This window comes from Streptomyces sp. SID5643 (genome assembly GCF_009872555.1).
Classification (GTDB): domain Bacteria; phylum Actinomycetota; class Actinomycetes; order Streptomycetales; family Streptomycetaceae; genus Streptomyces; species Streptomyces iakyrus.
Genome location: NZ_WWIC01000120.1, coordinates 1 through 24,478 on the forward strand (window position 1 = coordinate 1; position 24,478 = coordinate 24,478).

Annotated in this window: 20 protein-coding genes and 2 pseudogenes; 15 read left to right on the plus strand and 7 right to left on the minus strand. The window is 73.6% G+C overall.

The window, feature by feature from the left end; all coding sequences use genetic code 11:
* Together GTY56_RS15295 and GTY56_RS15300 are read left to right on the plus strand one after the other, a co-directional pair.
* A partial coding sequence (locus GTY56_RS15295) for a HEAT repeat domain-containing protein (protein ID WP_161365912.1) occupies positions 1 to 1,833 on the plus strand: 1,833 nt, incomplete at its 5' end.
* Between the two features lie 94 nt (positions 1,834 to 1,927).
* Entirely contained in the window at positions 1,928 to 3,175 is a 1,248-nt protein-coding gene (locus GTY56_RS15300; protein WP_161365913.1) for a glycosyltransferase, read from the plus strand.
* Here GTY56_RS15300 and secD read toward each other — a convergent pair.
* From secD to GTY56_RS15320, 4 genes are all read right to left on the minus strand, one after another.
* Positions 3,165 to 5,435 carry a protein translocase subunit SecD gene (gene secD / locus GTY56_RS15305; protein ID WP_161365914.1) on the minus strand — a complete coding sequence of 757 codons (2,271 nt, stop codon included), beginning with the start codon at positions 5,433 to 5,435 and terminating at the stop codon, positions 3,165 to 3,167. The two genes, GTY56_RS15300 and secD, sit on opposite strands and share 11 nt — an antisense overlap.
* Before the next feature lie 82 nt (positions 5,436 to 5,517).
* Complete coding sequence (locus GTY56_RS15310) at positions 5,518 to 5,943, minus strand: hypothetical protein (protein ID WP_161365915.1); 426 nt, start codon at positions 5,941 to 5,943, stop codon at positions 5,518 to 5,520.
* 44 nt (positions 5,944 to 5,987) lie between these two features.
* Complete coding sequence (locus GTY56_RS15315; protein ID WP_161365916.1) at positions 5,988 to 6,671, minus strand: response regulator; 684 nt, start codon at positions 6,669 to 6,671, stop codon at positions 5,988 to 5,990.
* 2 nt (positions 6,672 to 6,673) lie between these two features.
* Positions 6,674 to 7,627 (minus strand): histidine kinase, encoded by a 954-nt coding sequence (locus GTY56_RS15320; RefSeq protein WP_161365917.1) that lies wholly within the window; start codon positions 7,625 to 7,627, stop codon positions 6,674 to 6,676.
* A gap of 366 nt (positions 7,628 to 7,993) precedes the next feature.
* On the opposite strand from GTY56_RS15320, the gene GTY56_RS15325 reads away from it, so the two are divergent.
* From GTY56_RS15325 to GTY56_RS15335, 3 genes and pseudogenes are all read left to right on the plus strand, one after another.
* Positions 7,994 to 8,305 carry a TraR/DksA family transcriptional regulator gene (locus tag GTY56_RS15325; protein ID WP_161365918.1) on the plus strand — a complete coding sequence of 104 codons (312 nt, stop codon included), beginning with the start codon at positions 7,994 to 7,996 and terminating at the stop codon, positions 8,303 to 8,305.
* A gap of 44 nt (positions 8,306 to 8,349) precedes the next feature.
* On the plus strand, positions 8,350 to 8,724 hold the full coding sequence (locus tag GTY56_RS15330) for a TraR/DksA C4-type zinc finger protein (RefSeq protein ID WP_161365919.1): 375 nt from the start codon (positions 8,350 to 8,352) through the stop codon (positions 8,722 to 8,724).
* A gap of 83 nt (positions 8,725 to 8,807) precedes the next feature.
* Positions 8,808 to 9,508, plus strand: a pseudogene (locus tag GTY56_RS15335) (hypothetical protein).
* Between the two features lie 52 nt (positions 9,509 to 9,560).
* Here GTY56_RS15335 and GTY56_RS15340 read toward each other — a convergent pair.
* Positions 9,561 to 9,989 (minus strand): PLL family lectin, encoded by a 429-nt coding sequence (locus tag GTY56_RS15340; protein ID WP_161365920.1) that lies wholly within the window; start codon positions 9,987 to 9,989, stop codon positions 9,561 to 9,563.
* A 265-nt stretch (positions 9,990 to 10,254) separates the two neighbouring features.
* Between GTY56_RS15340 and GTY56_RS15345 the strand changes: the two genes are divergently transcribed.
* The 5 genes from GTY56_RS15345 to GTY56_RS15365 all read left to right on the plus strand — a co-directional run bounded on the left by GTY56_RS15345 (position 10,255) and on the right by GTY56_RS15365 (position 18,404).
* Positions 10,255 to 11,406 carry a sensor histidine kinase gene (locus GTY56_RS15345; RefSeq protein ID WP_161365921.1) on the plus strand — a complete coding sequence of 384 codons (1,152 nt, stop codon included), beginning with the start codon at positions 10,255 to 10,257 and terminating at the stop codon, positions 11,404 to 11,406.
* The gene (locus tag GTY56_RS15350; protein WP_161365922.1) at positions 11,403 to 12,068 is read left to right on the plus strand and encodes a response regulator; all 666 of its coding nucleotides are present in this window, start codon (positions 11,403 to 11,405) and stop codon (positions 12,066 to 12,068) included. Before GTY56_RS15345 ends, GTY56_RS15350 begins: the two co-directional genes overlap by 4 nt.
* A gap of 169 nt (positions 12,069 to 12,237) precedes the next feature.
* Positions 12,238 to 12,810, plus strand: coding sequence for a dihydrofolate reductase family protein (locus tag GTY56_RS15355; RefSeq protein ID WP_161365923.1), 573 nt, complete (start codon positions 12,238 to 12,240; stop codon positions 12,808 to 12,810).
* 303 nt (positions 12,811 to 13,113) lie between these two features.
* Positions 13,114 to 16,980: a Pls/PosA family non-ribosomal peptide synthetase gene (locus GTY56_RS15360; protein WP_161365924.1), complete on the plus strand. Its 3,867-nt coding sequence runs from the start codon at positions 13,114 to 13,116 to the stop codon at positions 16,978 to 16,980.
* Positions 16,968 to 18,404: a M1 family metallopeptidase gene (locus tag GTY56_RS15365; protein WP_202510218.1), complete on the plus strand. Its 1,437-nt coding sequence runs from the start codon at positions 16,968 to 16,970 to the stop codon at positions 18,402 to 18,404. The genes GTY56_RS15360 and GTY56_RS15365 overlap by 13 nt, the downstream gene beginning before the upstream one ends.
* 38 nt (positions 18,405 to 18,442) lie before the next feature.
* Here GTY56_RS15365 and GTY56_RS15370 read toward each other — a convergent pair whose 3' ends face one another.
* Positions 18,443 to 19,837, minus strand: coding sequence for a hypothetical protein (locus GTY56_RS15370; RefSeq protein WP_237524865.1), 1,395 nt, complete (start codon positions 19,835 to 19,837; stop codon positions 18,443 to 18,445).
* A gap of 241 nt (positions 19,838 to 20,078) precedes the next feature.
* Between GTY56_RS15370 and GTY56_RS15375 the strand changes: the two genes are divergently transcribed.
* Positions 20,079 to 20,729, plus strand: coding sequence for a LysE family translocator (locus GTY56_RS15375; RefSeq protein ID WP_161365926.1), 651 nt, complete (start codon positions 20,079 to 20,081; stop codon positions 20,727 to 20,729).
* Positions 20,730 to 20,850: 121 nt separating this feature from the next.
* Positions 20,851 to 21,414, plus strand: coding sequence for a snapalysin family zinc-dependent metalloprotease (locus tag GTY56_RS15380; protein WP_161365927.1), 564 nt, complete (start codon positions 20,851 to 20,853; stop codon positions 21,412 to 21,414).
* 151 nt (positions 21,415 to 21,565) lie between these two features.
* Here the strand turns inward: GTY56_RS15380 and GTY56_RS41320 are convergent, their stop codons facing one another.
* Positions 21,566 to 21,886, minus strand: a complete 321-nt coding sequence (locus GTY56_RS41320; RefSeq protein ID WP_237524866.1) for a LysR substrate-binding domain-containing protein — start codon at positions 21,884 to 21,886, stop codon at positions 21,566 to 21,568.
* Positions 21,887 to 22,127: 241 nt separating this feature from the next.
* On the opposite strand from GTY56_RS41320, the gene GTY56_RS15390 reads away from it, so the two are divergent.
* The 3 genes and pseudogenes from GTY56_RS15390 to GTY56_RS41160 form a co-directional block, all read left to right on the plus strand.
* Entirely contained in the window at positions 22,128 to 22,307 is a 180-nt protein-coding gene (locus tag GTY56_RS15390; protein ID WP_161365929.1) for a hypothetical protein, read from the plus strand.
* A gap of 276 nt (positions 22,308 to 22,583) precedes the next feature.
* Positions 22,584 to 23,525, plus strand: a complete 942-nt coding sequence (gene bdeA, locus GTY56_RS15395; protein WP_161365930.1) for a bis(hydroxyethyl) terephthalate hydrolase — start codon at positions 22,584 to 22,586, stop codon at positions 23,523 to 23,525.
* 209 nt (positions 23,526 to 23,734) lie between these two features.
* Positions 23,735 to 24,478, plus strand: a pseudogene (locus GTY56_RS41160) (hypothetical protein); the annotation flags it as partial.

The window sequence follows — 24,478 nt, forward strand, 5'->3', positions numbered from 1 at the left end:
CCGGACCACCACGTCCGGATCAACGCCCTGGACGGGCTGTCGGCCCTGGGCGTGCCCGGGGACGCCACCGCCCTGGCCGCCCTGCTCGGTGACCCGGACCCCGCCGTGTGGGGGCGGGCCCGGAACCTGCTGCACACCTGCGGTGAAGACCCGGCCGTGCGTGCGGCCGCCGCCCTGGGCCTGGGCCGGCTCGGCGTCCCGGAGGCCGGCGCGGAGGTGCTGCCCGTCCTGATGGGCGACGCGCATGCGGACGTACGGCGCAGGGCCTCGGTCGCCGCCGCCCGGCTCGGACTCGGCGGGCCGGCGATCACCCGGGCCTTCGCCCGCCTGCTCTCCGATCCGGACCACCACGTCCGGATCAACGCCCTGGACGGGCTGTCGGCCCTGGGCGTGCCCGGGGACGCCACCGCCCTGGCCGCCCTGCTCGGTGACCCGGACCCCGCCGTGTGGGGGCGGGCCCGGAACCTGCTGCACACCTGCGGTGAAGACCCGGCCGTGCGTGCGGCCGCCGCCCTGGGCCTGGGCCGGCTCGGCGTCCCGGAGGCCGGCGCGGAGGTGCTGCCCGTCCTGATGGGCGACGCGCATGCGGACGTACGGCGCAGGGCCTCGGTCGCCGCCGCCCGGCTCGGACTCGGCGGGCCGGCGATCACCCGGGCCTTCGCCCGCCTGCTCTCCGATCCGGACCACCACGTCCGGATCAACGCCCTGGACGGGCTGTCGGCCCTGGGCGTGCCCGGGGACGCCACCGCCCTGGCCGCCCTGCTCGGTGACCCGGACCCCGCCGTGTGGGGGCGGGCCCGGAACCTGCTGCACACCTGCGGTGAAGACCCGGCCGTACGGGCGGAAGTGATGCGGACGGCCCGCCGGGGCACGGGTGCCGCCCGCGCGCGTGCCCTGGAATGGCTGCCGGAACGCTGCACCGAGCAGCTCCTCGACTCACTGCTCACAGGGCTCCACGACCCGACGCCCGCGGTACGGATCCAGGCCGCCCGGCGCCTGTTCCCCGTGGAACAACAGCAGGTACAGGACAAGCTGGCCACGGCCCTGCGCACCGAGGAGCACCCCGAGGTCGCCGCGGGACTGCTGCGGGGGCTCAGAGGGCTGGGCGACGACCACGTGGCCGACGCCGCCGTGCGGTGGCTGCCCGACCCCGTCGCCGGACCCGCGGCCGCGCGGGCCCTGGGCGCCGTGGACCCCGGCACGGCCGCCCCGCATCTCCGTGCGGCCCTGACCGACAAGGCGCTCTCCCCCCACACCCGGGCCGCCGCGGCCGCCGCCGTCGGGACCGCCGGCCGCTGGGACGCGGTGTGGCTCCTGCTGTCCCTCCTGGACGACCCCGACGACGTGCTGCGCGCGGGCGTGCTCGACGGCCTGGAGACCTGCGTCGAGAACGGCCTCCGCCCCTGGGAGCGCCACCCCGTGGCCTGGGCCCTGACCGACCATCTGGCCACCGACGACCGGCACACCTGGCGCACCCGCAACGCGCTCGACGGCCTCACCCAGGCCCTGCCCGACCTGCGCCGCCTCGCGGACAACGCCCCCTCCGGCGAGGTCCTGGCCGCCGCGCTGTCCCTGCTCGACGGCGACGACCCGGCCGACGAGCACGCCCACCACGACGTACGGCGCTTCCTGGGCCGCCTCGACGACCCGCACGAACCGGTCCGCTACGAAGCCGTCCTCGGTCTCGAACGCTGGACGGAGGCCGGAGGTGCACTGCCCCCCGGCAGCGAGACGGCCCGCGGCCGGCTGGAGGCTCTCGCCGAGGACGCCTCGTCGCGCCTGCGCCAGGCCGCCACCCGGCTCCTCGGCGCACTGGACACCGGCCCGCCGTGAGCGGAACCGGCCGGAAAGCACCCACACCGGCGATTTTCGTCCACGTGCGGTCATGCGCCGTGTGGCGCCCGCGCGGCCGGTCCACACTGGACCCATGCGCGTGGTGATCATGACGGCTGGATCGCGCGGCGACGTCGCGCCGTACACCGGGCTCGGCGTGGGGCTGGCGCGAAGCGGACACGAGGTCACGCTCGCCACCCACGGCCTGTTCGAACCCCTGGCCGCCGGATCGGGGGTGCGCTTCCACCCGACCCCGGTCGACCCGCACGCCGTGTCCCACTCCGACCGCGGCCGAGGGCTGCACGCCAGCACCACCGGCCTCGGCAAGCTGCTGCGGGCGGCGTCGATGGCCCGGTCCGCGGCGGAGGAGATGACCGACTCCCTCGTCCAGGCGGCCCGCGGCGCCGACGTCGTCCTGGCAGCCGGAGCCGTGGCACCGCTGGGCCGTGCCATCGCCGAGGGGCTGCACCTGCCCAGCCTGGGCCTGTTCCTCCAACCCCAGCATCCGACACGCGAGTTCGGCGCGCCCATGCTCGGTGGACGCTCGCTCGGCACGCTGGGCAACCACTTGGGCGGACGGGCCGTGATCTCCGCCGTCGACCGGGTCTTCACCCAGGCCATGCACCGGCTGCGCACCCGGCACGGCATGGCCCTGCGCAGTCCCTCCGCGAGCCGCCGGATCCACGAGCGGGCCCACTGGCCCGTGCTGCACGGATTCAGCGAGCGGGTGGTGCCCCGCCCCCAGGACTGGCGCCCCGGACTGGAGATCGCCGGGTACTGGTGGCCGCACGACACCCGCAGCCTGCCCGGCGAAGTCGAGGAGTTCCTTGCCGCCGGGCCCCCGCCGGTGTTCGTCGGACTGGGCAGCGCGACGGTGCCGGACCCCGGTCACCTCAGCGCCGAGATCGTGCGCGCGCTGCGGACAGCGGGACTGCGCGGCATCGTCCAGCAGGGCTGGGCGGGCCTCACCGCCCACAGCGGCGACGACGACGTGATCACGGTGGGCGACGTGCCGCACGCACTGCTGTTCCCCCGCACGGCCGCCGTCGTCCACCATGCCGGAGCCGGCACCACCGCCGCCGTCCTGCGCGCGGGCGTCCCCACGATCCCGGTGCCGGTGCAGTTCGACGGCGGCTTCTGGGCGGCGCGCCTGGTCGCCCTGGGGACGGCCCCGTGCGCCGTCCCCCTGCGGCGCCTCACCGCCGGCACACTCGCCCCCGCGCTGCGCCGTGCCACGGGCGAGCCCCGGCACCGCGCCCGCGCCCGGGAGCTGGCCCGCGGCCTGGCCGGGGAGGACGGCGTGGCCCCGGTCCTGGCCGCGCTGGACCGGCTCACGCCGTGACCGCGGCGCCCTCCGGGGACGGCTTCCGGCGGCGCGAGCGGGCGTGCAGCGCGATCGCCAGGGGAGCCGCGGTGAACACCGAGGAGTACGTCCCGACGGCGAGGCCGATGAGCAGCGCCAGGGCGAAGTCCGAGAGCGAGGAGCCACCCAGTACGGCGAGCGCGGTGAGCATGAACGCCGCGCCGATACCGGTGTTCACCGTGCGGGGCAGGGTCCGCAGGATCGCCCGGTTCACGACCTCGGAGAACGGCGACCCGGGGCCGCGCCGGTCCAGTTCCCGGACGCGGTCGAAGAGGACGACGGAGTCGTTGACCGAGTAGCCGATGACGGTGAGCAGGGCCGCCAGGAACACCCCGTCGACGGGCTTGCCCAGCCAGGCGAAGATGCCGAGCAGAATGACCACGTCGTGGACGAGGGCGACCACCGCGGCGGAGCCGAGCACCCAGCGGAAGCGCGCCGCCAGATAGACCAACTGCGCCCCCAGGGCGACGGCGAGCGCGATCAACGCGCCTTGGCGCAGCTCCTTGCCGAGGCTGGGGCCGATCATCTCGTCGCGCACCTTGTCCGCCGGGCCGGCGACCTCGCGCAGGGCGCTCGTGACCTCTTCCTCCTCGGCGCCGGTCAGGGGTTCGGTACGCACCGTCAGACCCGTGTCGCCGGACGACTGCACCACCGCGCGGGGGAACCCGGCGTCGGCGAGGGCGGTCCGGACCCGGCCGGGATCGACGGTGCTGCTGGTGGAGTACTCGATGAGGCGGCCTCCGGTGAACTCCACTCCGAGGTCGACGCCGCGCACCGCCAGACCCGAGCCGGCCAGCGCGAGCACGGCCGCCGAGCTGGCCAGCCAGCGGCGCGGGCGACGCATCAGGAGCGGGTTGCGGCGGGTGAGGCGGTCGCGGACCGCGCCGGTGGAGGCGATGCCGGTGAGACGCGGGCGGCGGCGCAGGCCCGGCCGGCTCGCGGCGATCTCGGCGAGCACCCGGCTGATGACCAGGGCGCTGAACATGGAGGCGAGCACACCGATGCCGAGGGTGACGCCGAAGCCGCGCACGGGCCCGGAAGCCAGGAAGAACAGCAGAGCGGCCGCGATCAGGGTGGTGATGTTGGAGTCGGCGATCGCGCTGAAGGCGTTGCGGAAGCCGGCCGTGAGCGCCGAGCGGATGCTGGGCCGGCGGCGTGCCGCGTACTCCTCGCGCGCCCGCTCGAAGACCAGCACGTTGGCGTCCACGGCCATGCCGATGGCCAGGACGAAGCCGGCCAGGCCCGGCAGGGTCAGCGTGGCCCCCAGCGCGGCCAGGGCGGCGTAGGACACCAGGCCGTAGCAGGCCAGGGCGAGGGCGGCGAGGGCGCCCAGCAGCCGGTAGACGACGACGATGAACAGCGAGGTCAGCGCGGTGCCGATGACGGCCGCCCAGGCGCTGGCCGTGATGGCCTGCTGGCCGAGGGTGGGGCCGACGGTGCGCTGTTCGACGGTCTCGACGGGCACGGGCAGAGCCCCGCCGTTGATGAGCAGGGACAGTTCGCGGGCCTCGTCGGGGCTGAACGAACCCGTGATCCGGGTGGCACCGTCCCGGATGCCGGTCCCGCAGGCGATGGACGGATCGACCTGGGGGGAGGAGATCACCTTGTCGTCGAGGACGATGGCCACCCGCCGCGCCGCATCACCCGGCGCCGCGCAGGCGGCCTCGCCGGTCAGGCGGGCCCAGCCGGCCCGGCCGTCACCCTCGAAGCCGACGGTGACGTGCCATCCGGCACCACCCTGCTGGTCGAACCGGGCGGCGGCCTCCTTGACGTCCTCGCCGGTCAGGGACGCGGGGGCGAGACGCAGCGGAGTTCCGGACTCGTCGGGCAGGACGCGCTGCCCGGGCCGCTTCGGCAGGGGCCGGGACGGATCGTCGCCGTCATGCGGGGCGCCGACCACGGGATGGAAGGTGAGCTGCGCGGTCCGGCCCAGGACCTCGGCGGCCTTCTTCGGGTCCTGCACGCCGGGCAGTTCGACGATGATCCGGTGATCGCCGGAGCGCACCAGGGTGGGTTCGGCGACGCCGAGCGCGTCGATGCGGCCGCGCAGCACCTCCAGGGTGCGGTCGGTGGCCGCGCTGTCGGCGTCGGCCGTGGGGGTGGAGCGGGTCTCCAGCACGATCTGTGTCCCACCGCGCAGGTCGAGTCCGAGGCGGACCGGCACGGTGGCGGCGACGTACAGGGACAGGGCGAGCACGGCGAGGGCGAGCAACGCCCTCACACGCAGGGAACGGTTCAACGGGAACCTCCGGCAGGCACACCTCGGCAGCGGCCGGCGCGGGCCGCGGCGGGGCGGGTCGGGATGGGAAGGGGACGGGGCGTCAGGTGCCGGAGGACACCGGGGGCGCGCGCCCCTGCTCCTGGTCCGTGAGCGGCTGCGAGCAGGGCAGGTGCCGGCTCGGAGCCTGCGGTGGGCCCGGAACCCGGCCGGGGGTGACGTCGGCACGCCGGCCGCAGACGCCGAGGTGTCCGCGCGTCCCCGGGTGCTCGCTGTGCTGCTCGTGACGGATGGCCGCCCGGACGGCGCGGACGGCGTCACATCCGTCGCCGGCGCGCGTCTCGTCGTACCGCTGGGGGGCCGTCGCCGCGGGCGCTGCCGACACCCACGCGCCCGCTGTGCCGGGCGCCGGGGCGGCGATGCCGAGGGCGGCGAGCACCGCGAGGAGGAGGACCGCAGGGAGCGCCGCGATCCGCTGGGGGGACCGGGCGCTGCCGACGCCGGACGCCGTGCGCGCGCTGTGAGGCACCGTCCCCCCTCTCGTCGTGGCGTGCGGGCCGGGCCGGCCTCCGGTCAGGGCTCGATCAGTCCGGCGCGGATCGCGTACCGGGTGAGGTCGAGACGGTCGCGCAGGCCGAGTTTCTGGAGCAGGTTGGCGCGGTGGCGCTGGACGGTCTTGATGCTGATGAACAGCAGGTCGGCGATCTCCTTGGACGAGTGGCCCTCGGCGACCAGCTTGAGGACCTCCTCCTCGCGGGGCGTGAGGATCCGGTCCGGGTCCTCCTGGCCGCGGCGGGCCCGGTCCAGGTAGTTGCGGATCAGGGCGGTGACCGCGCCGGGATACAGGAAGGGCTCGTCCCGCATGGCGGCCCGGCAGGCGGCGACCAGGTCCCGGTCGGCCACCGACTTCAGCACATACCCGCTCGCGCCCGCCTTCAAAGCCTGGAAGAAGTACTGCTCGTTGTCGTGCATGGTGAGCATCAGGATCCGCAAGTCCGGCCTCACAGAGGCCAGTTCGCGGGCGGCCTGCAAACCGGTCAGACGCGGCATGGCGATGTCGAGCACGGCCAGGTCGACATCGTGGGTGCGGGCCAGCTCGATGGCCTCGGCCCCGTCACCGGCTTCGGCCACCACGTCCAGGTCCGGTTGCTGGTCCAGGATGAGCCGCACGCCGCGGCGGACCAGCGCGTGGTCGTCGGCGAGCAGGATGCGGATCGTGCCGGAGTCCGTCGGAGCGGGCATGGCCGTGTCGGGCATGGTCAGGGCTGCTTCCTTGCGAGCGGGGCGGTGAGCCGGACCCGGGTGCCGGCCCGGGGCGCCGGGGTGATGTCGAGGCGGCCCCCGGCGAGCAGGGCCCGCTCGCGCATGCCGCGGATGCCGGCGCCCTCGCGGGGTGCCTCGATGCCGCTGCCGTCGTCGGTCACGGTCAGCACCACGCCGTCGTCGGCACGGCGCAGCGCGACGGTGACCCGGCCGGCGTCCGCGTGGCGGGCGACGTTGGTCAGTGACTCCTGCGCGACGCGGTAGAGGACCAGCTCCGTCTCCGGGGCCAGCGGGGGCAGGTCGGTGTCGAAGCGGCGCGTGACCAGCAGCCCGGTATGGGTGGCGAAGTCCTCGCTGAGCGAGGTCAGCGCGCTGACCAGGCCCAGATCGTCCAGCACGCCGGGCCGCAGCCGGCGCACCAGGCGGCGCACCTCGTCCAGGCTGGCCCGGGTGATCTCCTGCAGTTCCTGCAACTCCCTGCGCTGCGGCTCCGGTACGTCGTCCGCGGAGCGCTTGAGCCCCAGCAGAATCGCGGTCATGCTCTGGCCGACCTCGTCGTGCAGCTCCTGGGCGATGCGCCGGCGTTCCGCCTCCTGGGCCAGCAGGGCCCGGGCGCTGCTGGCGGCCCGCTCCTGCTCCAGCCGTTCCAGCATGGCGTTGAAGGTGCGGATCAACTCGGCGACCCCGCCGCCCCCGGAAGCGGGCAGGCGCTGGCCGGGGCGCAGCAGGTCAACGGTGGTCATCAGCTTCGTGAGCCGGTCCAGCGGGGCCAGGCCGAGCCGCAGCAGCGCGGCGTTCGCGACGAGCATCACGGCCAGGCCGCCGACCAGGATCACCGCCTCGGTCAGCAGCACCGGCACCGAGACGGTCACCGGAGCCCACAGCAGCAAGGCCGTGGCCGCGCCCAGCACCACGGCGTTGAGTGCGAAGATCCGCCAGAACAAGGACACCGTCCCTGCGCCTCCCCTTCTACGAACTCTGTCTCACCTCCACTGTCGGGCATCGCGGAGCCCACCGCGTTCACGGCCCGGGCGCTTGAGCAAGCCTGTGGCCAGGCTGCCCTCTTCCCACGCGCCCCGTAAATGGGCCCTGGCCCCCATTCCCCCGGGAGCGCACCCCCCATGGCGCGGCCGCATGGGTCCCTCGCCCCGGTGCAAATGGGGCCCGCGCCCGATGGGCATCCGTCGCGGACCGGGCGAGGCTGGAGCTCACACGACCACCCGGCAGCGGACGGGCGGCCCGGCCACGCCGCCGGGCCGCCCGCCGCGCATGACCGCCCCGCGCACCCGGCGTCCGCCGCCGAGAAAGGACCGACCATGTCGCTCGACGTCACCCGGGCCGAGCCCCACCCGCACGAGGCCCGCCGGCGCCTGGAACACGCTCGCGCATCCCGGCTGGCACAGCTGCACGCCCTCGACGAGACCGCGCGTGGCTCGGACGATCACCTGCTGTCCGCGCAGAGGACCGCGATGGAAGGGGTGCTCCAGGAGATCGAGGAAGCCTTCACCCGCATCGACGACGGCACCTACGGCATCTGCGTGGGCTGCGCGAAGCCCGTTCCCGCGGAGCGGCTCGAGATCCTGCCCTACACCCGCCACTGCGTCGCCTGCCGCCGCCGCACGGCCTGACCCCGCCCTTACCGACCTCCTACGCCCTGCCGCAAAGGGGTGACGTGGTGAACCACCAGACCGTCGAAGAGAGCACGACGCACCTGTCGGCCGAGGACCTCGCCGCGCTGCGCGAGAACCTCCACGAGCAGCGCCTCTTCCGCCAGGAGCAACTGCTCCTGCTCGGCGGGCCGGTCACCTCCCGGGCCGATGACCGGCTCCGGCAGCGGGCCGCCGCGCAGATCGAGGTCCGCGTCAAACTCGCCGCCTCCGCCCGCATGGTCCTCACCGACGTCGAAGCGGCCCTCACCCGCATGGACGAAGGCTCCTACGGCGCCTGCCACCTGTGCCGGCGCCCGATCGAACGCGAACGGCTCATGATCGTGCCGCAGGCCCGCTACTGCGCCCGCTGCCAGCAGGTCAAGGAGGCACAGCCGTGACCGGCGGCCGGGACCTGTCCGGCGTCCCGGCCCGTCACCGGCCGTGGCCGCTGTGCCGGCGCTGCTGCGGCATCGCCCTGGACATGGGCAGTGCCCGCACCCGCGTCCGGCCCGCCGGCAAGGGCACGGTCGTCGACGTGCCCACGGTCACCTTCTCCGGGGCCGGCGCGCTCCACCCCGTCCAGCGCGGCACCATCATCGACACCCCGGGCTGTTCCCGGATGCTCCAGCGTCTGCTCGGCAACCGGCTGCCCCGCTTCACCCGCCCCTGGTCATCGTGACCACGCCCGTCCTGGACGGCGTCGCCTACCGCGCCCGGGCCCGTGCCGCAGTGGAGGTGCTGCGGCCCCGCAGCGTCCTGACCGTGCCCAGCGCCCGGTGCATCGCCCTGGCCGCGGGCGCGGACATGTCCCGGGTGCTGGTGGTGGTGGACATCGGCGCCCATCTCACCGAGGTGGTGCTGCTGTGCGACGGCGTCGTCACCGACGCACACCGCACGGCTCCGGGGACCAGCGACCTCGACGGGGCGACGGCGCCCGAGCAGATCGTCGACGCGGTGGCCGCGATGCTGACCGCGATCCGCCGCGGCGACCGCACCTCGCTCACCGCCGGCGCCCTGCGGCGCGGCATCCTCGTGGCCGGCGGGGGAGCCCTGCGCCCCGAGATCACCCACCCCCTCACCGCTCGCCTGAAGGCACCGCTGCACATCGTCCCGGCCCCGCACACAGCGGCCGTCCGAGGCGCCGCGGCCGGCCTGAACCATGACCACGGCCCCACCCCCTGAGGAAACGGGGTGGGGCCGTGGTCACGCGGTCACGCGGTCACGACGAACCATGTCAGGTGCGCGTGCGGTCCCAGCCCGACCAGTGGCCGCTGGTGTAGCGCTCGTTGTACCAGCGGTTGCCGTCACCTCCGATGCAGGTGACGGCGAAGTTCCAGCCGTCGGCCCACGCCACGCCCATCGACTTCGTGCCCTTGTAGCACTTGCCGCCCATCGACTTCCAGCCGCTCACACCGCTGCCCGAACTCCACTTGGTGTACGGGACGTTGTTGGTGCCGATGACGAAGACCTGGGTGTGACCGTTGGGAAGCCTGTGGGCCTTGTTCGACCCGCACAGGAAGCGCCCGCCCCATTTGCTGTAGGTGCAGTGGCCGTTGGAGCCGACCTCCACGAGTTCCTCTCCGGGGTCGGTGTCGTCGGCGAACGCGCCGGTTTGAGCGGCGGTGACGGCTCCGCCGGCGAGCATCAGCGTGCCGGCAGCCATCGCGAGTGTCCTACGTAGCTTCACGAGTGTTTCCCCCATGTGCTCAAGGTCTGCTTCGGTCGAGGAAGGAGACCGGCAGCGGGGCTTCGACGTCCGCCCTGGTCTCCTTCTGCTGCCAGAACGTACGGTTCGCCCGGTGCCACCCGCGTCCCACGGGGGGTTGAACTCCTGTGCGGACGAACGCGGTAGCTGCCGTGCGCCTACAACTGCCGCGGTACTGCGACAGTTTGACGCACGGCTGTCGAACCCGCCTTACGCTGCTGCGATGCGGATCCGTCCCCTCGCAGTCGACGCGCTGATCGCGGCGGCGCTGACCGGCGTGGCCGTACTGCTGGGGCCGGAGGCCGCGCGCCAAGGCCAGAATCCGTTGGATGCGACCGCCTATGCGCTGGTGGTTGTGGTCCACCTGCCGCTCGTCCTTCGCGGCCGGGCCCCGGTCGTGGTCTGCTGCATCGTGCATGCGTTCTGGCTGGGGTACATCACCGCCGGCTACTGGGCCGTGGTGTGCAGTTTCGGCCCCATGCTCGCCGTTTACACCGTGGCATCCCTGTGCCCGGTGCTGATCTCGGTCCCGTGCGCCGCGCTGATGGGCGGTGTCTGGGTCTATGCGGGCGCGGTGAGCCACACCGACTCCTGGCCGTCCGTCGTCGCGCAGGCCGTGGTCTATCCGGCCGTGCTGTGGCGGTTCGGCGTCGTCACCCGGCGCTCGGCCGATCTGGCCCGGCAGCTGCGCCGGGAACAGGCCGAGCGGGCCCGGCGCGAGGTGGCCGAGGAACGCGGGCGGATCGCCCGGGAACTGCACGATGTGGTCGCCCACCACATGTCCGTGATCTCCGTGCAGACCGGTCTCGCCCGGTTCGTCTTCGACACCGACCGCCCGACCGCGCGTACCGCACTCGACACCATCGACGCCACCGGGAAGGGGGCCCTGGAAGAACTGCGCCGCATGCTCATGGTGCTGCGTGCCGTCGACGACGGCGCCCCGGCCGGCCCGATGCCGGGGCTGGCCCGTCTCGACGAGATGGTCGAACGCGTCCGCGCCGGCGGGGTTCCGGTTTCCCTGAGCGCCGAGGGCACCCCACGCCCCCTCGCCCCCGGTGTCGACCTGTGTGTCTACCGGGTGGTGCAGGAAGCGCTCACCAACGTCCTGAAACACGCACCCGGCGCGCGTGCAGAAGTACGGCTGACGTACGAACCGCATCAGGTGACCGTTTCGGTCATGGACGACGGACAGGGGGTGATTCCGGACAGAGTACGAACGGACGGCGGGCACGGCTTGCTCGGCATGCGCGAGCGGGCCAAGCTCTACGGCGGGCAGATCAGCATCGGCCCGCAGGAGCAAGGGGGCTTCGCCGTGCGGCTGATCCTGCCGACCTCCGCGCGAGCCGCAGGGCGGGGGGACAACGCCACCACATGACCACCGTGCTCGTCGTCGACGACCAGTTCCTCATCCGGGCCGGGCTCGTGGGGCTGCTGCGCGCCGCACCCGGCATCGAGGTGGTCGGCGAGGCGAGCGACGGTGCGGAGGCAGTGGTGATGGCTGCCGAGACGGCCCCCGACGTGATCCTGATGGACATCCGGATGCCCGGCATGAACGGCATCGAGGCCACCGAACGCATCCTCGCCCAGGCCGCCGATCCCCCGCCCCGGATCCTGGTGCTGACCACCTTCGACCTCGACGAGTACGTGTACGGGGCGCTGCGGGCCGGGGCATCCGGCTTTCTGCTCAAGGACTCCGGTCCCGAACGGCTGCTCGCCGCGGTGACCGCGGTCGCCGGTGGCGACGCGCTGTTCGCGCCCAGCGTCACCCGCCGCCTGGTCGAGGCCTACGCCCGCCAGAGCGCCGGCGAACAGCCTGTAGACCTGGATGCGTTGACCGTCCGAGAGGTCGAGGTGCTGAAGCTGATCGCCCGCGGCCTGTCCAACCTGGAGGTCGCCGACCGCCTCTACATCAGCGAGGCGACCGTCAAGACCCACCTCAACCGCACGATGACCAAGCTGGATCTGGACAGCAGGGCACAGGCCGTCGTGGTGGCGTACGAATCGGGCCTCGTCACCCCGGGCGGGCACCTCCGTTAGGGTCCGGTGCCACAGCTCGGCCGGGAGAGCGGCGACCACTTCGACGCTTCGCTCACCCGATCGGTCCCACGCGCGAACCCGAGCGCCCGGTTCCGTAGTAGACATGGGGCGCCGGCGGGTTTCGTATCCCAATCAATTGTTGACGGCGAAAAGGATGTCGTGATGTCTGATGCGTAGCGTGACCTACTCGATGAGCGTCTCGCTGGACGGCTACATCGTCGGACCTGACGGCGACTTCGGCTGGACGGTGCCCGGTGACGACGTCTTCCGTTTCTGGATCGACGAGATCAGGCAGGTCGACGTCCACCTGCTGGGACGACGGCTGTACGAGACGATGCTGTACTGGGAAACCGCCGACCAGGACCCCTCGCTCGACGAAGAGATGCTCGAATGGGCCGGGCTCTGGAATCCGCTTCCGAAAGTGGTGTTCTCCACCACGCTGACCTCGGTCCAGGGCCATGCCCGCCTGGCCTCCGGCGGTGTGGCGGAGGAGATCGAGCGGTTGCGGGCCGAGCCGGGGGAGGGCGAAATCGCGATCGGCGGCGCGACGCTCGCCGCCGAGGCGGCCGCAGCGGGTCTGATCGACGAGTACCGGGCGATGGTCTACCCGGTGCTCGTCGGAGGCGGCATTCCGTTCTTCCCCCGGGACGAGCGCCGGGTGGATCTGGAACTCGTCGAAACCCGTACCTTCAACTCGCGAGTCGTCTACCTCCGCCACCGCGTGCAGCGCCAGCAGGCCTGAGCTGGGCCGAGATGCCTGCTGATCCTTCATCAGGTGCAGGCCGGCTGTGATCTCCCCGCGACAGGCGGACGCGACCTGTCTGCGGGCGAAGTCTCGTTGCCCCGGAGATCACCAGGTCAGCCGGGTGGGGACCGGCATCGCACCACCCCCGGACGGCCGTGCCCGGTGGCGTACCGAAGCGCCCAAATCCAGCATCGTACTAAGATTTCGGGCTTGTTACCCAGCTGGAGCCGGACAACCCCAGACACACCTGCGGGCCCGCCGGCGCCCCGGAGTCATCCGGGATCGAGACGCGAGGACCGGATGGCAGCCATACAGGAGAGGGACGCGGTCGGCCTGCTCGACGAAACGCTCGGCGCCGAGATCCGGCAGGAGTTCGTGGACGCGGCCCGCTTCTCGGGGCGTCCGGCGGCGTCGCCGCGCACGCTCGTCGACGTGTTCGAGGCCTCCGTTCGGTCATACCCGGACGAGCCCGCCCTCGACGACGGCACGAACCATCTCACCTACCGCGCCCTGGCCGCCGAGGTCGACCGGATGCGGCGGCGGCTCGCCTCCGCCGGAGTCGGGCTCGGAGACCGGGTGGGAGTCCGGGTCCCGTCCGGCACCAACGAGCTCTACATCGCGATCCTCGCCGTGCTCGCGACCGGAGCCGCATACGTCCCCGTCGACGCCGAAGACCCCGACGAACGGGCCGACTTGGTGTTCGGTGAGGCGGGCGTACGGGCCGTCGTCGGGGCCGGGCGGCAGGTCACCGTGCACAAGCCCGGTGCGGCACCCGCCGCACGCCCCGGGACCGAGCACGACGCGTGGATCATCTTCACGTCCGGCTCCACCGGGAAGCCCAAGGGCGTCGCCGTCTCGCACCGCAGCGCCGCCGCGTTCGTGGACGCCGAGGCCGCCCTGTTCCTCACCGAGGAACCGATCGGGCCCGGGGACCGGGTCATGGCGGGGCTGTCGGTGGCGTTCGACGCCTCCTGCGAGGAGATGTGGCTGGCGTGGCGGTACGGGGCCTGCCTGGTGCCGGTGCCGCGATCACAGGTCAGAAGCGGCGCCGACCTCGGGCCCTGGCTGGTCGAGCAGGAGATCACCGTCGTGTCGACGGTACCCACCCTCGCCGCGCTGTGGGAGCCGGAGACCCTCAACGACGTACGCCTGCTGATCTTCGGCGGGGAGGCCTGCCCGCCCGAGCTGGCCCAGCGGCTGGTGACCGAAGGGCGCGAGGTCTGGAACACCTACGGGCCCACCGAGGCGACCGTGGTGGCCTGCGCCTCGCTGATGACCGGCCAGGAGCCCATCCGGATCGGACTGCCCCTGGACGGCTGGGAACTGGCCGTCGTCGACGAAGCCGGCGAGCCCGTCCCCATGGGCGGCAGCGGGCAGCTGGTCATCGGCGGGGTCGGACTGGCCCGGTACCTCGACGCCGAGAAGGACGCCGAGAAGTACGCGCCCCTTGAGTCCCTGGGATGGCGGCGGGCGTACCGCAGCGGCGACCTCGTCAGGGCGGAACCCGAAGGGCTGGTCTTCCTCGGGCGGGCCGACGAGCAGATCAAGCTCGGTGGACGGCGGATCGAGCTCGGCGAGGTCGACGCCGCACTCCAGGCCCTGCCCGGAGTCGCAGGCGCCGCGGCCGCCGTACGCACCGCCCGCAGCGGCAACCAGCTCCTCGTCGGGTACGTCGTCACCCAGGACGGCTGGGACCACGCCACCGCCGTCGAGACACTGCGGGCCGAACTGCCCGCCGCCCTCGTGCCGTTGCTCGCCCCGGTCGACGACCTTCCCACCCGCACCTCGGGCAAGGTCGACCGCAACGCGCTGCCCTGGCCGCTGAGCGATCCGGAGACCGACGGCCCTGCGGAACACCTCTACGGCACCGAGGCCTGGCTCGCCGAACAGTGGACCGCAGTCCTCGGCATCCCGGTCACCGGCGCCCTCGACGACTTCTTCGCGATCGGCGGCGGCAGCCTGGCCGCCGCCCAGCTCACCACCCGGCTGCGCACCCGCTACCCGAACGCGGCCGTCTTGGACGTGTACCAGCAGCCGGTGCTGCGCAAGCTGGCCCGGCGGCTGGAGAAGTCGGCGCGGGACGACGAGGCCCGGCGCACGATCGCCCCGGTGCCGCGGCGTGCTCAGGTCGTCCAGCTGCTCCTCCTCGTCCCGTTGTTCACCCTTCTCGGCCTGCGCTGGAGCGTGGCCCTGGCCGTCCTCGGGAACCTCCTGCCCGCCTACGCGTGGCTGCCCACGGCCCCCTGGTGGCTCCTCGCGCTCGCAGCCGTCCTCCTCTTCAGCCCGCCGGGGCGGCTCGCCCTGGCCGCCGGCGGCGCGCGACTGCTGCTCAGCGGTGTGCGACCCGGCCGCTACGCACGCGGCGGCGGGGTGCATCTTCGGCTGTGGACAGCCGAACGGCTGGCCGAGTTCAGCGGCGCGACATCGCTGACGGGCTCCTGGCTGCAACGCTACGCGCGAGCCCTCGGCGCCAAGGTCGGCCCGGACGTCGACCTGCACTCCCTGCCGCCGGTCACCGGTCTGCTCAAACTGGGGCGGGGCGCGGCCGTGGAGTCCGAGGTGGACCTGTCCGGCCACTGGCTGGACGGGGACCGGCTGGAGATCGGCACGGTCAAGGTGGGCGCACACGCCGTCGTCGGCACGCGCAGCGTGCTCTTCCCCGGTGCCCGCGTGGGCAAGCGGGCCGAGGTGGCGCCCGGCTCCGCGGTCACCGGGCAGATTCCCACCGGTCAGCGGTGGGCGGGCGCGCCCGCGGTCAAACTGGGCAAGGCCAAGCGCAACTGGCCCGGGGAACGGCCGCGGCGCGGAACGTACTGGAACGTGCTCTACGGCCTCACCGGCCTCGCGCTGACCGCGCTTCCGGTGCTGGCGGCGGTGGCCGCGCTCCTCGTGGCCCGGGTCTTCATCGCGCCGGGCTCGCTCCTCACGGGCGCCGCCCTGGCCGTCGTCCCGGCGACGCTCACCTACGGGGCCACCTTCGCGGTACTGCTGCTGATCGCCGTACGGCTGCTGAGCCTCGGACTGCGGGAGGGAACCCACCCGACGCACAGCCGGGTCGGATGGCAGGCCTGGACGGTCACCCAGCTGATGGACCGCTCGCGGGAGACGCTGTTCCCGCTGTACGCCGGGCTGGTGACACCGGTGTGGCTGCGGCTGCTCGGGATGCGGATCGGGCGCGGCGCCGAGGTCTCGACGGTGCTGGCACTGCCCAGCCTGACGACGGTCGGTGAGGGCGCCTTCCTGGCCGACGACACCCTGACCGCGCCGTACGAGCTCGGCGGTGGCTGGATGCGGATCGGACGGGCCGAGATCGGGCGGCGCGCCTTCCTCGGGAACTCGGGCATGACGGCGCCGGGACGGAGCGTGCCGGACGGCGGGCTGGTCGGCGTGCTGTCCGCGACACCCAAGAAGGCCAAGAAGGGCACCTCCTACCTGGGGCTGCCGCCGGTCAAGCTGCCCCGCGCCACCGCCGACGGTGACCAAAGCCGCACCTACGAACCGCCGGCCCGGCTGCTGTGGGCGCGCGGTCTGGTGGAACTGTGCCGGATCGTGCCGGTCTTCTGCTCGGCCGGACTGGCGGTGCTCACGATGGCCGCGCTGTGCGCCCTGGGGCCCTGGGCGCCCCTGCTGTCGGGACTCGTGCTGCTCGCGGCGGGCGGCGGCGCGGCCCTCGTCTCGATCGTCGCCAAGTGGGCGCTCGTGGGGCGGCACCGCAGCGGGGAGCACCCGTTGTGGTCGTCCTTCGTGTGGCGCAACGAGCTGGCGGACACCTTCGTCGAGGTGCTCGCCGTGCCGTGGCTGGCGGGCGCGGTGCCGGGCACGCCGGTGATGACGGCGTGGCTGCGGGGGCTGGGTGCCCGGATCGGCAGGGGCGTCTGGGTCGAGAGCTACTGGCTGCCCGAGACCGATCTGGTGACGCTCCGGGACGCCGCCACCGTGAACCGGGGCTGCGTCCTTCAGACCCACCTCTTCCACGACCGGATCTTGCGGACGGATACTGTGGTCCTCCGTGAGGGCGCGACGCTGGGCCCTGGCGGGATCGTCCTGCCCGGCAGCACGATCGGGGCCCGTACGACGCTGGGTCCCGCGTCGCTCGTGATGGCCGCGGAGTCCGTCCCCGACGACACCCGCTGGCTCGGCAACCCGATCGAGGCATGGCGCCCCTGAGCGCGGGCCACTCGGAGCCGGAGGGCGACGGACCGGCAGACAGTGGCAGCAGCGCGGCGCAGGGAGACCAGACGGCAGTGGGAGCAGTCCAGCAGGCGGCGGGCGCGGACCCGTACTTCCCGGAGCACGGCGACCCCCGCTACCGGGTGCACCGGTACGAGCTCGCGCTGGACTACCGCCCGGCCCCGAACCGGCTGTCCGGGACGGCCCGCGTCAACGCCATCGCGGGGCGGGCGCCGCTCACCGAGTTCGTGCTGAACCTGGCCGACTACAAGATCGGCCGGGTGCGCGTCGACGGACGGCAGCCCCACTACACGCACCGCGGCGGCAGACTGCGGATCCGTCCCGCCAAGCCGGTCCGCGCCGGGGCGCCGTTCACGGTCGAGGTGCACTGGTCGGGCAACCCCGAGCCGGTCGACAGCCCCTGGGGCGGGCTCGGCTGGGAGGAACTGGAGGACGGGGCGCTGGTGGCCAGCCAGCCGATCGGGGCGCCGTCGTGGTACCCGTGCAACGACCGGCCCGCCGACAAGGCGTCGTACCAGCTCTCGGTCACCACGCCGTCGGCGTACGCGGTCGTCGCGGGCGGACGTCTGCTGACCCGGACGACGAAGGCGAGCACCACCACCTGGGTGTACGAGCAGTCGGCGCCGACGTCCAGCTATCTGGTCGGCCTCGCGATCGGCAAGTACCAGACGGTCCTGCTGGGGGACCCCGGCCCGGGCGGCGTCCCGCAGCACGGGCACATCCCCGCGCAGCTGCTCGGCGACTTCTCGCGGGACTTCGCACGCCAGCCGCAGATGATGGACGTGTTCCAGGAGTTGTTCGGGCCCTACCCCTTCGACGAGTACGCGGTCGTGGTCACCGAGGAGGAGCTCGACGTGCCCGTCGAGGCTCAGGGGCTGTCGCTGTTCGGCGCCAACCACGTGGACGGGGCGCGGGGTTCGGAGCGGCTGGTCGCGCACGAACTGGCCCACCAGTGGTTCGGCAACAGCGTGTCCATCGCCGACTGGCGGCACATCTGGCTCAACGAGGGGTTCGCGAAGTACGCGGAGTGGTTGTGGTCGGAGCGCTCGGGCGGGCGTACGGCACAGCAACTGGCGGCCGCGGCCCACCGGGTGCTGTCGGTACTGCCGCAGGACCTGCGCCTGTCCGACCCGGGCCGCAAGTCGATGTTCGACGACCGGCTCTACGAGCGCGGCGGGCTCGTGCTGCACGCGGTGCGCTGCGCGCTGGGCGACATCGCCTTTTTCCGCATGCTGCGCGGCTGGGGACAGCAGCACCGGGGCGGCACGGTCACGACCGAGTCCTTCGCCTCGCACGTGGCCCGCTACGCGACCGAGCCGGTGGACGAACTGCTGCACGCGTGGATCCACGGGACGACGCTCCCGCCGCTGCCCGGGGCCGACACACGGGCAGCGGGCTAGCCGGCCGCCCGCCTTGTCTTGAGGGTGCCCCAGCGCCGTCAGCGGGGGATGCCCACGGCGTCCAGGTACCGGTGCATGACCTCCGCCGGAAGGCCGGGGTTGCTCAAGGCCGGGGAAGAGAGGTCCGGGTCCTCGCAGCTGCGCAGGACGAGGCCGACGGGCAGGGCGGGGTGTGCGGCGGCCATGCGGCGCACGCGCTGGTCGGGGTCGGCGAGCAGCCGGCCCACCACGGCGGCCGGAGCCTGCGGATCGAGTCCCACCAGCCATCTCTTCTCGGGGTCGGGGTCGTCGGCGAAGCGCCGGCCGGCCCCCGCACGGGGGAAGTTGGGGTGGCCGAGCAGACCGCCCTTGGTGATGACCTGGCAGTCCAGGTAGGTCTGCAGCACGATCTCGCCGTCGACGGTCGGCTGGTTCTCGCACAACAGGAGTCTGACGGGATAGTCGTCGTCCTGGGAGAGCAGTTCGACGGCGTCAGCGGGCAGGTGCGGATTGCACGCGGCGCTGCGGCGCAGCAGGATGTGGGCCGACCGGGCGCATCCGCGCAGCCGGTCCGGGTCGGCGCAGCGGAGCACCCACTCGACGTGAGACAGCCGGTCGGCGGGGCTGATGGTGATGCCGACGGCGGCGCGTTCGGTCTCCGACAGCTCGGGCCGTACCGATACGGCCAGCCGGACGCCGTGTGCGTCGTCGTCGGCCAGTGTCCGGACGAGGTCGACGGCCACGCCGAGGTTGGCCGCCAGTTCGCGCCGGTCCGCCTCGTCGGCGCTCGCTGCGAGCCGTTCGGCGGTCGCCGTGCTCATGGCGCCGTAACGGATCACCTCCTGCCGGCGGAAGGGACCGAGGTCCGCGTCGAGCAGCAGATCGGTGTACGCCGCGTCGTCGTGGCAGGCCTCCAGCATGGCCGCTGTGCGCACGGTGTCGTCGGCGTCGTGGAGGAGACGGCCCCGGGCGGTGCCGGGCAGGTGGGGCCACACGCGGCACGCTGCCCGCCGGAGCTCCGCGTCCCGGTGGCCGGCGAGACGGGCGACCAGGTCCGCAGCCGTGTACCGGCAGGTTGCCGCGCTCCGGCGGACCCGTGCTTCCGGGTCGGCGAGCAGGCGCTCCTGGGCGGAGACGGGAAGGGGAACGACGGGGACGCGGAACCAGTCGGGTCCGTGGGCCAGCGCCTCGCGGACCCGTGCGTCGGGATCGTCGACGAGCCGGGCGCGTTGTTCCGGCGTCACCGAGGGGTTCGCGGCGAACGCCGACCGCAGCCTGTGGTCGGGGTGCGCGGCGATCGCGTCGACCACCTCGTCCGGCAGCGCGCGCCAGGCCAGCGCGTCCCAGCCCGCGATGGCTTCCTCGTGCAGCAGCCGGGTCAACACGTCGACCGGTGCTGCCGGGTTGCGCGCGATGGCATCGATCGTCTCGCGGTCACGGCGCTCGTCGCCCATGGTCCCCCCCGTTCGCCTGCGAACGACGCAGGCCCGCAGATTGTGCTCGTGCAGTGAACGCGAGGTCAACGCCGGTGATCACACCCGTCCGGGCACTGGTCCCACCCTCGTACAGCCGTCGGGCTGTCCAGACGGCCCGCCAGGGGGTACCCGACGGTGCCGCCGGCTCGGCGGCCTTCGCACGGAGGTGCCAACGGGTGGCGGCTACGGGCGATTTCGCAGGTGCGGGAGCGGAGGGCGGATGACGGTCGACCTGGTCGGTTTCCTCGGGGTGGTGCTGGTGGCGTACGTGGTGCCGGGTCCCGACTTCCTCGTGGTGGTCAGATCGGCGGCCGAGGATCCCTCGAAGGGCAGAGCCGCGGCGCTGGGCGCCCAGACCGGGCTGTGCGTGCACATGCTGGCCGCCGCGGCCGGCCTCTCGGCGATCGCCACCCGCTCACCCGCGGTGTACGACGGGATCAGACTGCTGGGCGCGGCCTACCTGGTGTACCTCGGGGTACGGGCCGTACTCGCAGCCCGCCGGGCCGTCCGGGAGAGGCGCACCGCGAACGACGTCACGTCCCCCGCCCCGCACGAGGGCGGCCCCGCGCGGGGCCGCTTCCGGTCCGGCTTCTCCCAGGGGTTCCTCACCAACGTGCTCAACCCCAAAGCCGCCCTGTTCTTCCTCAGCGTCCTCCCTCAGTTCGCCGACGGCGAGGGGTCCCTGGCGCGGCAGATCTTCCTCCTGGGCATGCTGGACGTCGTCATCGGCGTCGCCTACTGGTTCGGCCTCGTCGTCGTCGCCGCTCGGCTGCGGGCCCTGCTCGACAGGCCGAAGGTACGCCGTCGCTGGGAGCTGACCACCGGCTGGCTGTTCATCGCCATAGGCGTCTCGGTCGCGACCGCCGCCTGACGGCCCGACACCCGGGGAGGATCCGCTCAGGCCGTTTGCCCGATTCGGTGGCGACCTTGCGGGGCATGGCACTAAAGAATGTCATGAGCACGACTGCCCTTTCCCCACGAGGAGGTCGATCATGCACGTCCGAATGCTGACCGGCGGTATCGCCGCCGCCTGTCTGGCGTCCTTGTCCCTGACAGCCGGCCAGGCCGCGGCCGCCGCCCCCCGAGCCGCGGACACCCCGCTCGCCGCCCGCGTCCTGACCTATGACGCCAGCGGCTCCGCGGAGTTCAAGAGCGCCGTCAACCGCGGCGCGGCGATCTGGAACGAGAGCGTCGACGCCGTCGAGCTGCGGCCGGTCGCAGCCGGGCAGCGAGCGAACATCCGGGTCCTCGCGGACAACGGCTGGCCGCGCGCCCTGCCCACCACCCTCGGCAACGGCACCGTGTACATCGGACGGCAGGCCGTCGGCCAGGGCTATGACACGATCCGTATCTCGTCGCACGAACTCGGGCACATCCTGGGTCTGCCGGATCGCAAGCCCGGACCGTGCTCCAGCCTGATGTCCGGCTCCACCGCGGGCATTTCGTGCACCAACCCGTACCCGAACGCGGCGGAGAAGGCGGAGGTCGAGGGGAACTTCGGCGGTGTGCTCGCCGAGCGGGTCCCGGCTGGGCGTGCGGAGGTGATCGTGGACTGACGCGTGCCGTGTCACGCGTGAGAGCGCCCCGCACGCTGGACCGCTCACCGTCGATCGGCAACGGGCAGCAGCCGCCCCGGTGTTCCCCAGCCTCGGAGGACTCTTTGTCCGGCCGGCGGTGAGCGGCGGCGCCTCGGTGAGCGGTGGCGCCTCACCCCTGGCGGGCGGGCAGGCCGGCCGCGCGCCGGCGAGCGTCGAGGCACGCGAGGACGGCGGGGTGCCGGCCGCGGCCCTGGCGTACGACCGTGATGATGCGGCACGTGCGCCGGCCCCGGGGGAGGGGGCGCAGCGTGACGGTGGGGGCCTGTCCCCTCCGGACCGGACCGGGCAGGAAGGCCGCGGCATGGTCCGGTTCGACGAGGCGCTGGTGGAGCGGGAGGTCGGTGGTCTCGAACCGGACGTCCGGTTCGAAGCCGGCGCCGCGGCACAGGGCCATGGCCCAGTGCCGGGCGGCCGTGCCCTCGGGTTCCATGACCCAGGGGGTGATCCGCGAAGGAACGCAGGGCCGCCGTGGGGCCGTCGGAGGCCGCAGCGCCGTCCGGCCTCGGCAGGGCGGGGCGAGGTGCAAGGGATCGTCGAGCAGGCCCTTCTGATGGGGCCCGGCGGGGCGCGGGCGGGGGTCGCCGCCGGACCGGTTCGATGAACGGTACGCCGTCTTCTGCACCGACCTGCCGCCCCCACTGGCCCGGCCTCGACTGCCCGCCGCCTGGGCCATGACGCCCCTCGTCCTCCTCCACGCCTCCCTCAACCTCGTCTGGCTGGGCGGCTACGTGTTCCCGCTGTCCAAGGCCGGGCCGGTCCTCCACAGGCCCCGCGTCCGCCGTGTGCTGGGGCGGACCACGGGCGTGGTGCTGATCGGCTTCGGCCTCGCCGTGGGCGGTACCGCCCGCTGACGCGGTGGCGGTGCGGGGCCGGTGACGTGGTTGTCCGTTCGAGGCCGGCTGACACGGCGGGCCGTGCGAGACCGGCTGACACCGCGTCCGTTTGCGAACGGCTGACCCGGCGGCCGTACGAGACCGGTGACATTGCCGGTCCCCGCGCGATGGCCGGTCCCCGACAGTGGCATGGCCAGCCCGACGGCGGTGCCCACCGCGGGGCACGCGGCGGACGCCCCAGGTCCCGCGTGCCCCGCGAACGGTCACCCGCCACGACAGAGAGGACGACTCGTCGTGCAACTCCACCCCCACACCGGCTCATCCACCGGCTCCGGTGGCACCCTCGGCCGCCGATCCGGGCACCGGGGCGGACGCCTGGCCGGTGCCGCCGCGGCCCTCGCCCTCGCCGTCGCCCTGGGACCCCTGACCGGCCCGGGGGCCCACGCCGCGGACAACCCCTATGAGCGCGGCCCGGCTCCCACCAACGCCACCATCGAGGCGGCTCGCGGCCCGTACGCCGTGTCGCAGACGTCCGTCTCTTCGCTGTCCGTCACCGGATTCGGCGGCGGCACCATCCACTACCCGACGAGCACCAGCGACGGCACCTTCGGCGCGGTGGCCATCTCGCCCGGCTACACCGCCTACGAGTCGTCCATCGCCTGGCTCGGACCGCGCCTGGCGTCCCAGGGCTTCGTGGTGTTCACCATCGACACCCTCACCACGCTCGACCAGCCCGACTCCCGCGGCCGCCAGCTGCTGGCCGCCCTGGATTACCTCACCGAGCGCAGCTCCGTGCGGAGCCGTGTCGACGCCTCCCGCCTCGGCGTCATGGGCCATTCGATGGGCGGCGGCGGCAGCCTGGAGGCCGCCAAGTCACGTCCGGCCCTCCAGGCGGCGATCCCGCTGACCCCGTGGAACCTCGACAAGACCTGGCCCGAGGTCACCACGCCGACCCTGATCTTCGGAGCCGACGGAGACACCATCGCCCCCGTCTCCTCCCACTCCGAGCCCTTCTACACGAGCCTGTCCTCCTCACTGGACCGCGGCTACCTGGAGCTGAACTCGGCGACGCACTTCACGCCCAACTCGTCGAACACGACGATCGCGAAGTACAGCATTTCCTGGCTCAAGCGTTTCATCGACAACGACACCCGCTACGAGCAGTTCCTGTGCCCGCTGCCCCGGCCGAGCCTGACCATCGAGGAGTACCGGGGCAACTGCCCCCATGGTTCCTGACACAGCGAGGGCCCAGCGGCGGACGTGTGCGACGCGTCCGCCGCCGGCGCCGTGCCGGGGCACACGCGTGACGGCCTTCCCTTGGGCCGGGGCACAACGCGTCACGCGGCAAGGCGCGGCCAATGCGCAGGTGGGGCCGTGGGTTTGCCCGCCGGGGCGCGCGGACTTCAACCTTCCGGTTTTCCTTACGCGCGAGTAACCTCCGTTGGGTGACCGGAGACAGGAGCAGGGTGCGGACGGCTCCCCGCGGGGGCAGCCGGTACGGCCGGGACGCCGCCCGGTCGTCCGCCGAGGACCGTGGACAGGCCGAACTCGCGCGAGGCCGACGGCAGTTGTTCGACGGCCCGGTGGACGACGCGCGCGAGACCCTGCTGCTGGCCGCGGCCCTGCTCGCCGCCAGTGCCCCGGACGGGGCCGATGCCGCACGCCTCAGCGCGGCGGATGCCGCCTGGGCGTCGGGCGACGTCACGGCCTGTCTGACCGCCCTCGACGGCACGGACCACCCGAGCCCGGCAGGCGAGCACGCTGCACCGGGCCCCGCCACCGCCGGGGAACCGCCCCGCGATCGCAGCGCCCCGAGGGCCGGCGGGGGCGTCAGCGGCCCGAGGACTGGGCTGGGCGGCGGTGCTCCGGTGTCCGGCCTGGGCGGCGGCGTCCGGGGGGCCGGCAGGGTCGGTGGCGATCCGGTGTCCGGCCTGGGCGGCGCCGTCCGGGCGGTCGGCGGGGGCGGCGATGCTCCAGTGTCCGGCGGCGATGCGCCGGTCTCCGGCCTGGGCGGCAGCGCCCGGGGGGCCGGCAGGGTCGGCGGTGCTCCGGTGTCCGGCCTGGGCGGCGACGCCCCGACCGGGCGGGATGGCGGCGCTCCCGTGTCTGGCCCGGACTGCGGCGCCCGGGCGGCCGGCGGCGACGGTGGCGCTCCGGTGTCCGGCCGGGGCGGCACCGCCCCGAGGGTC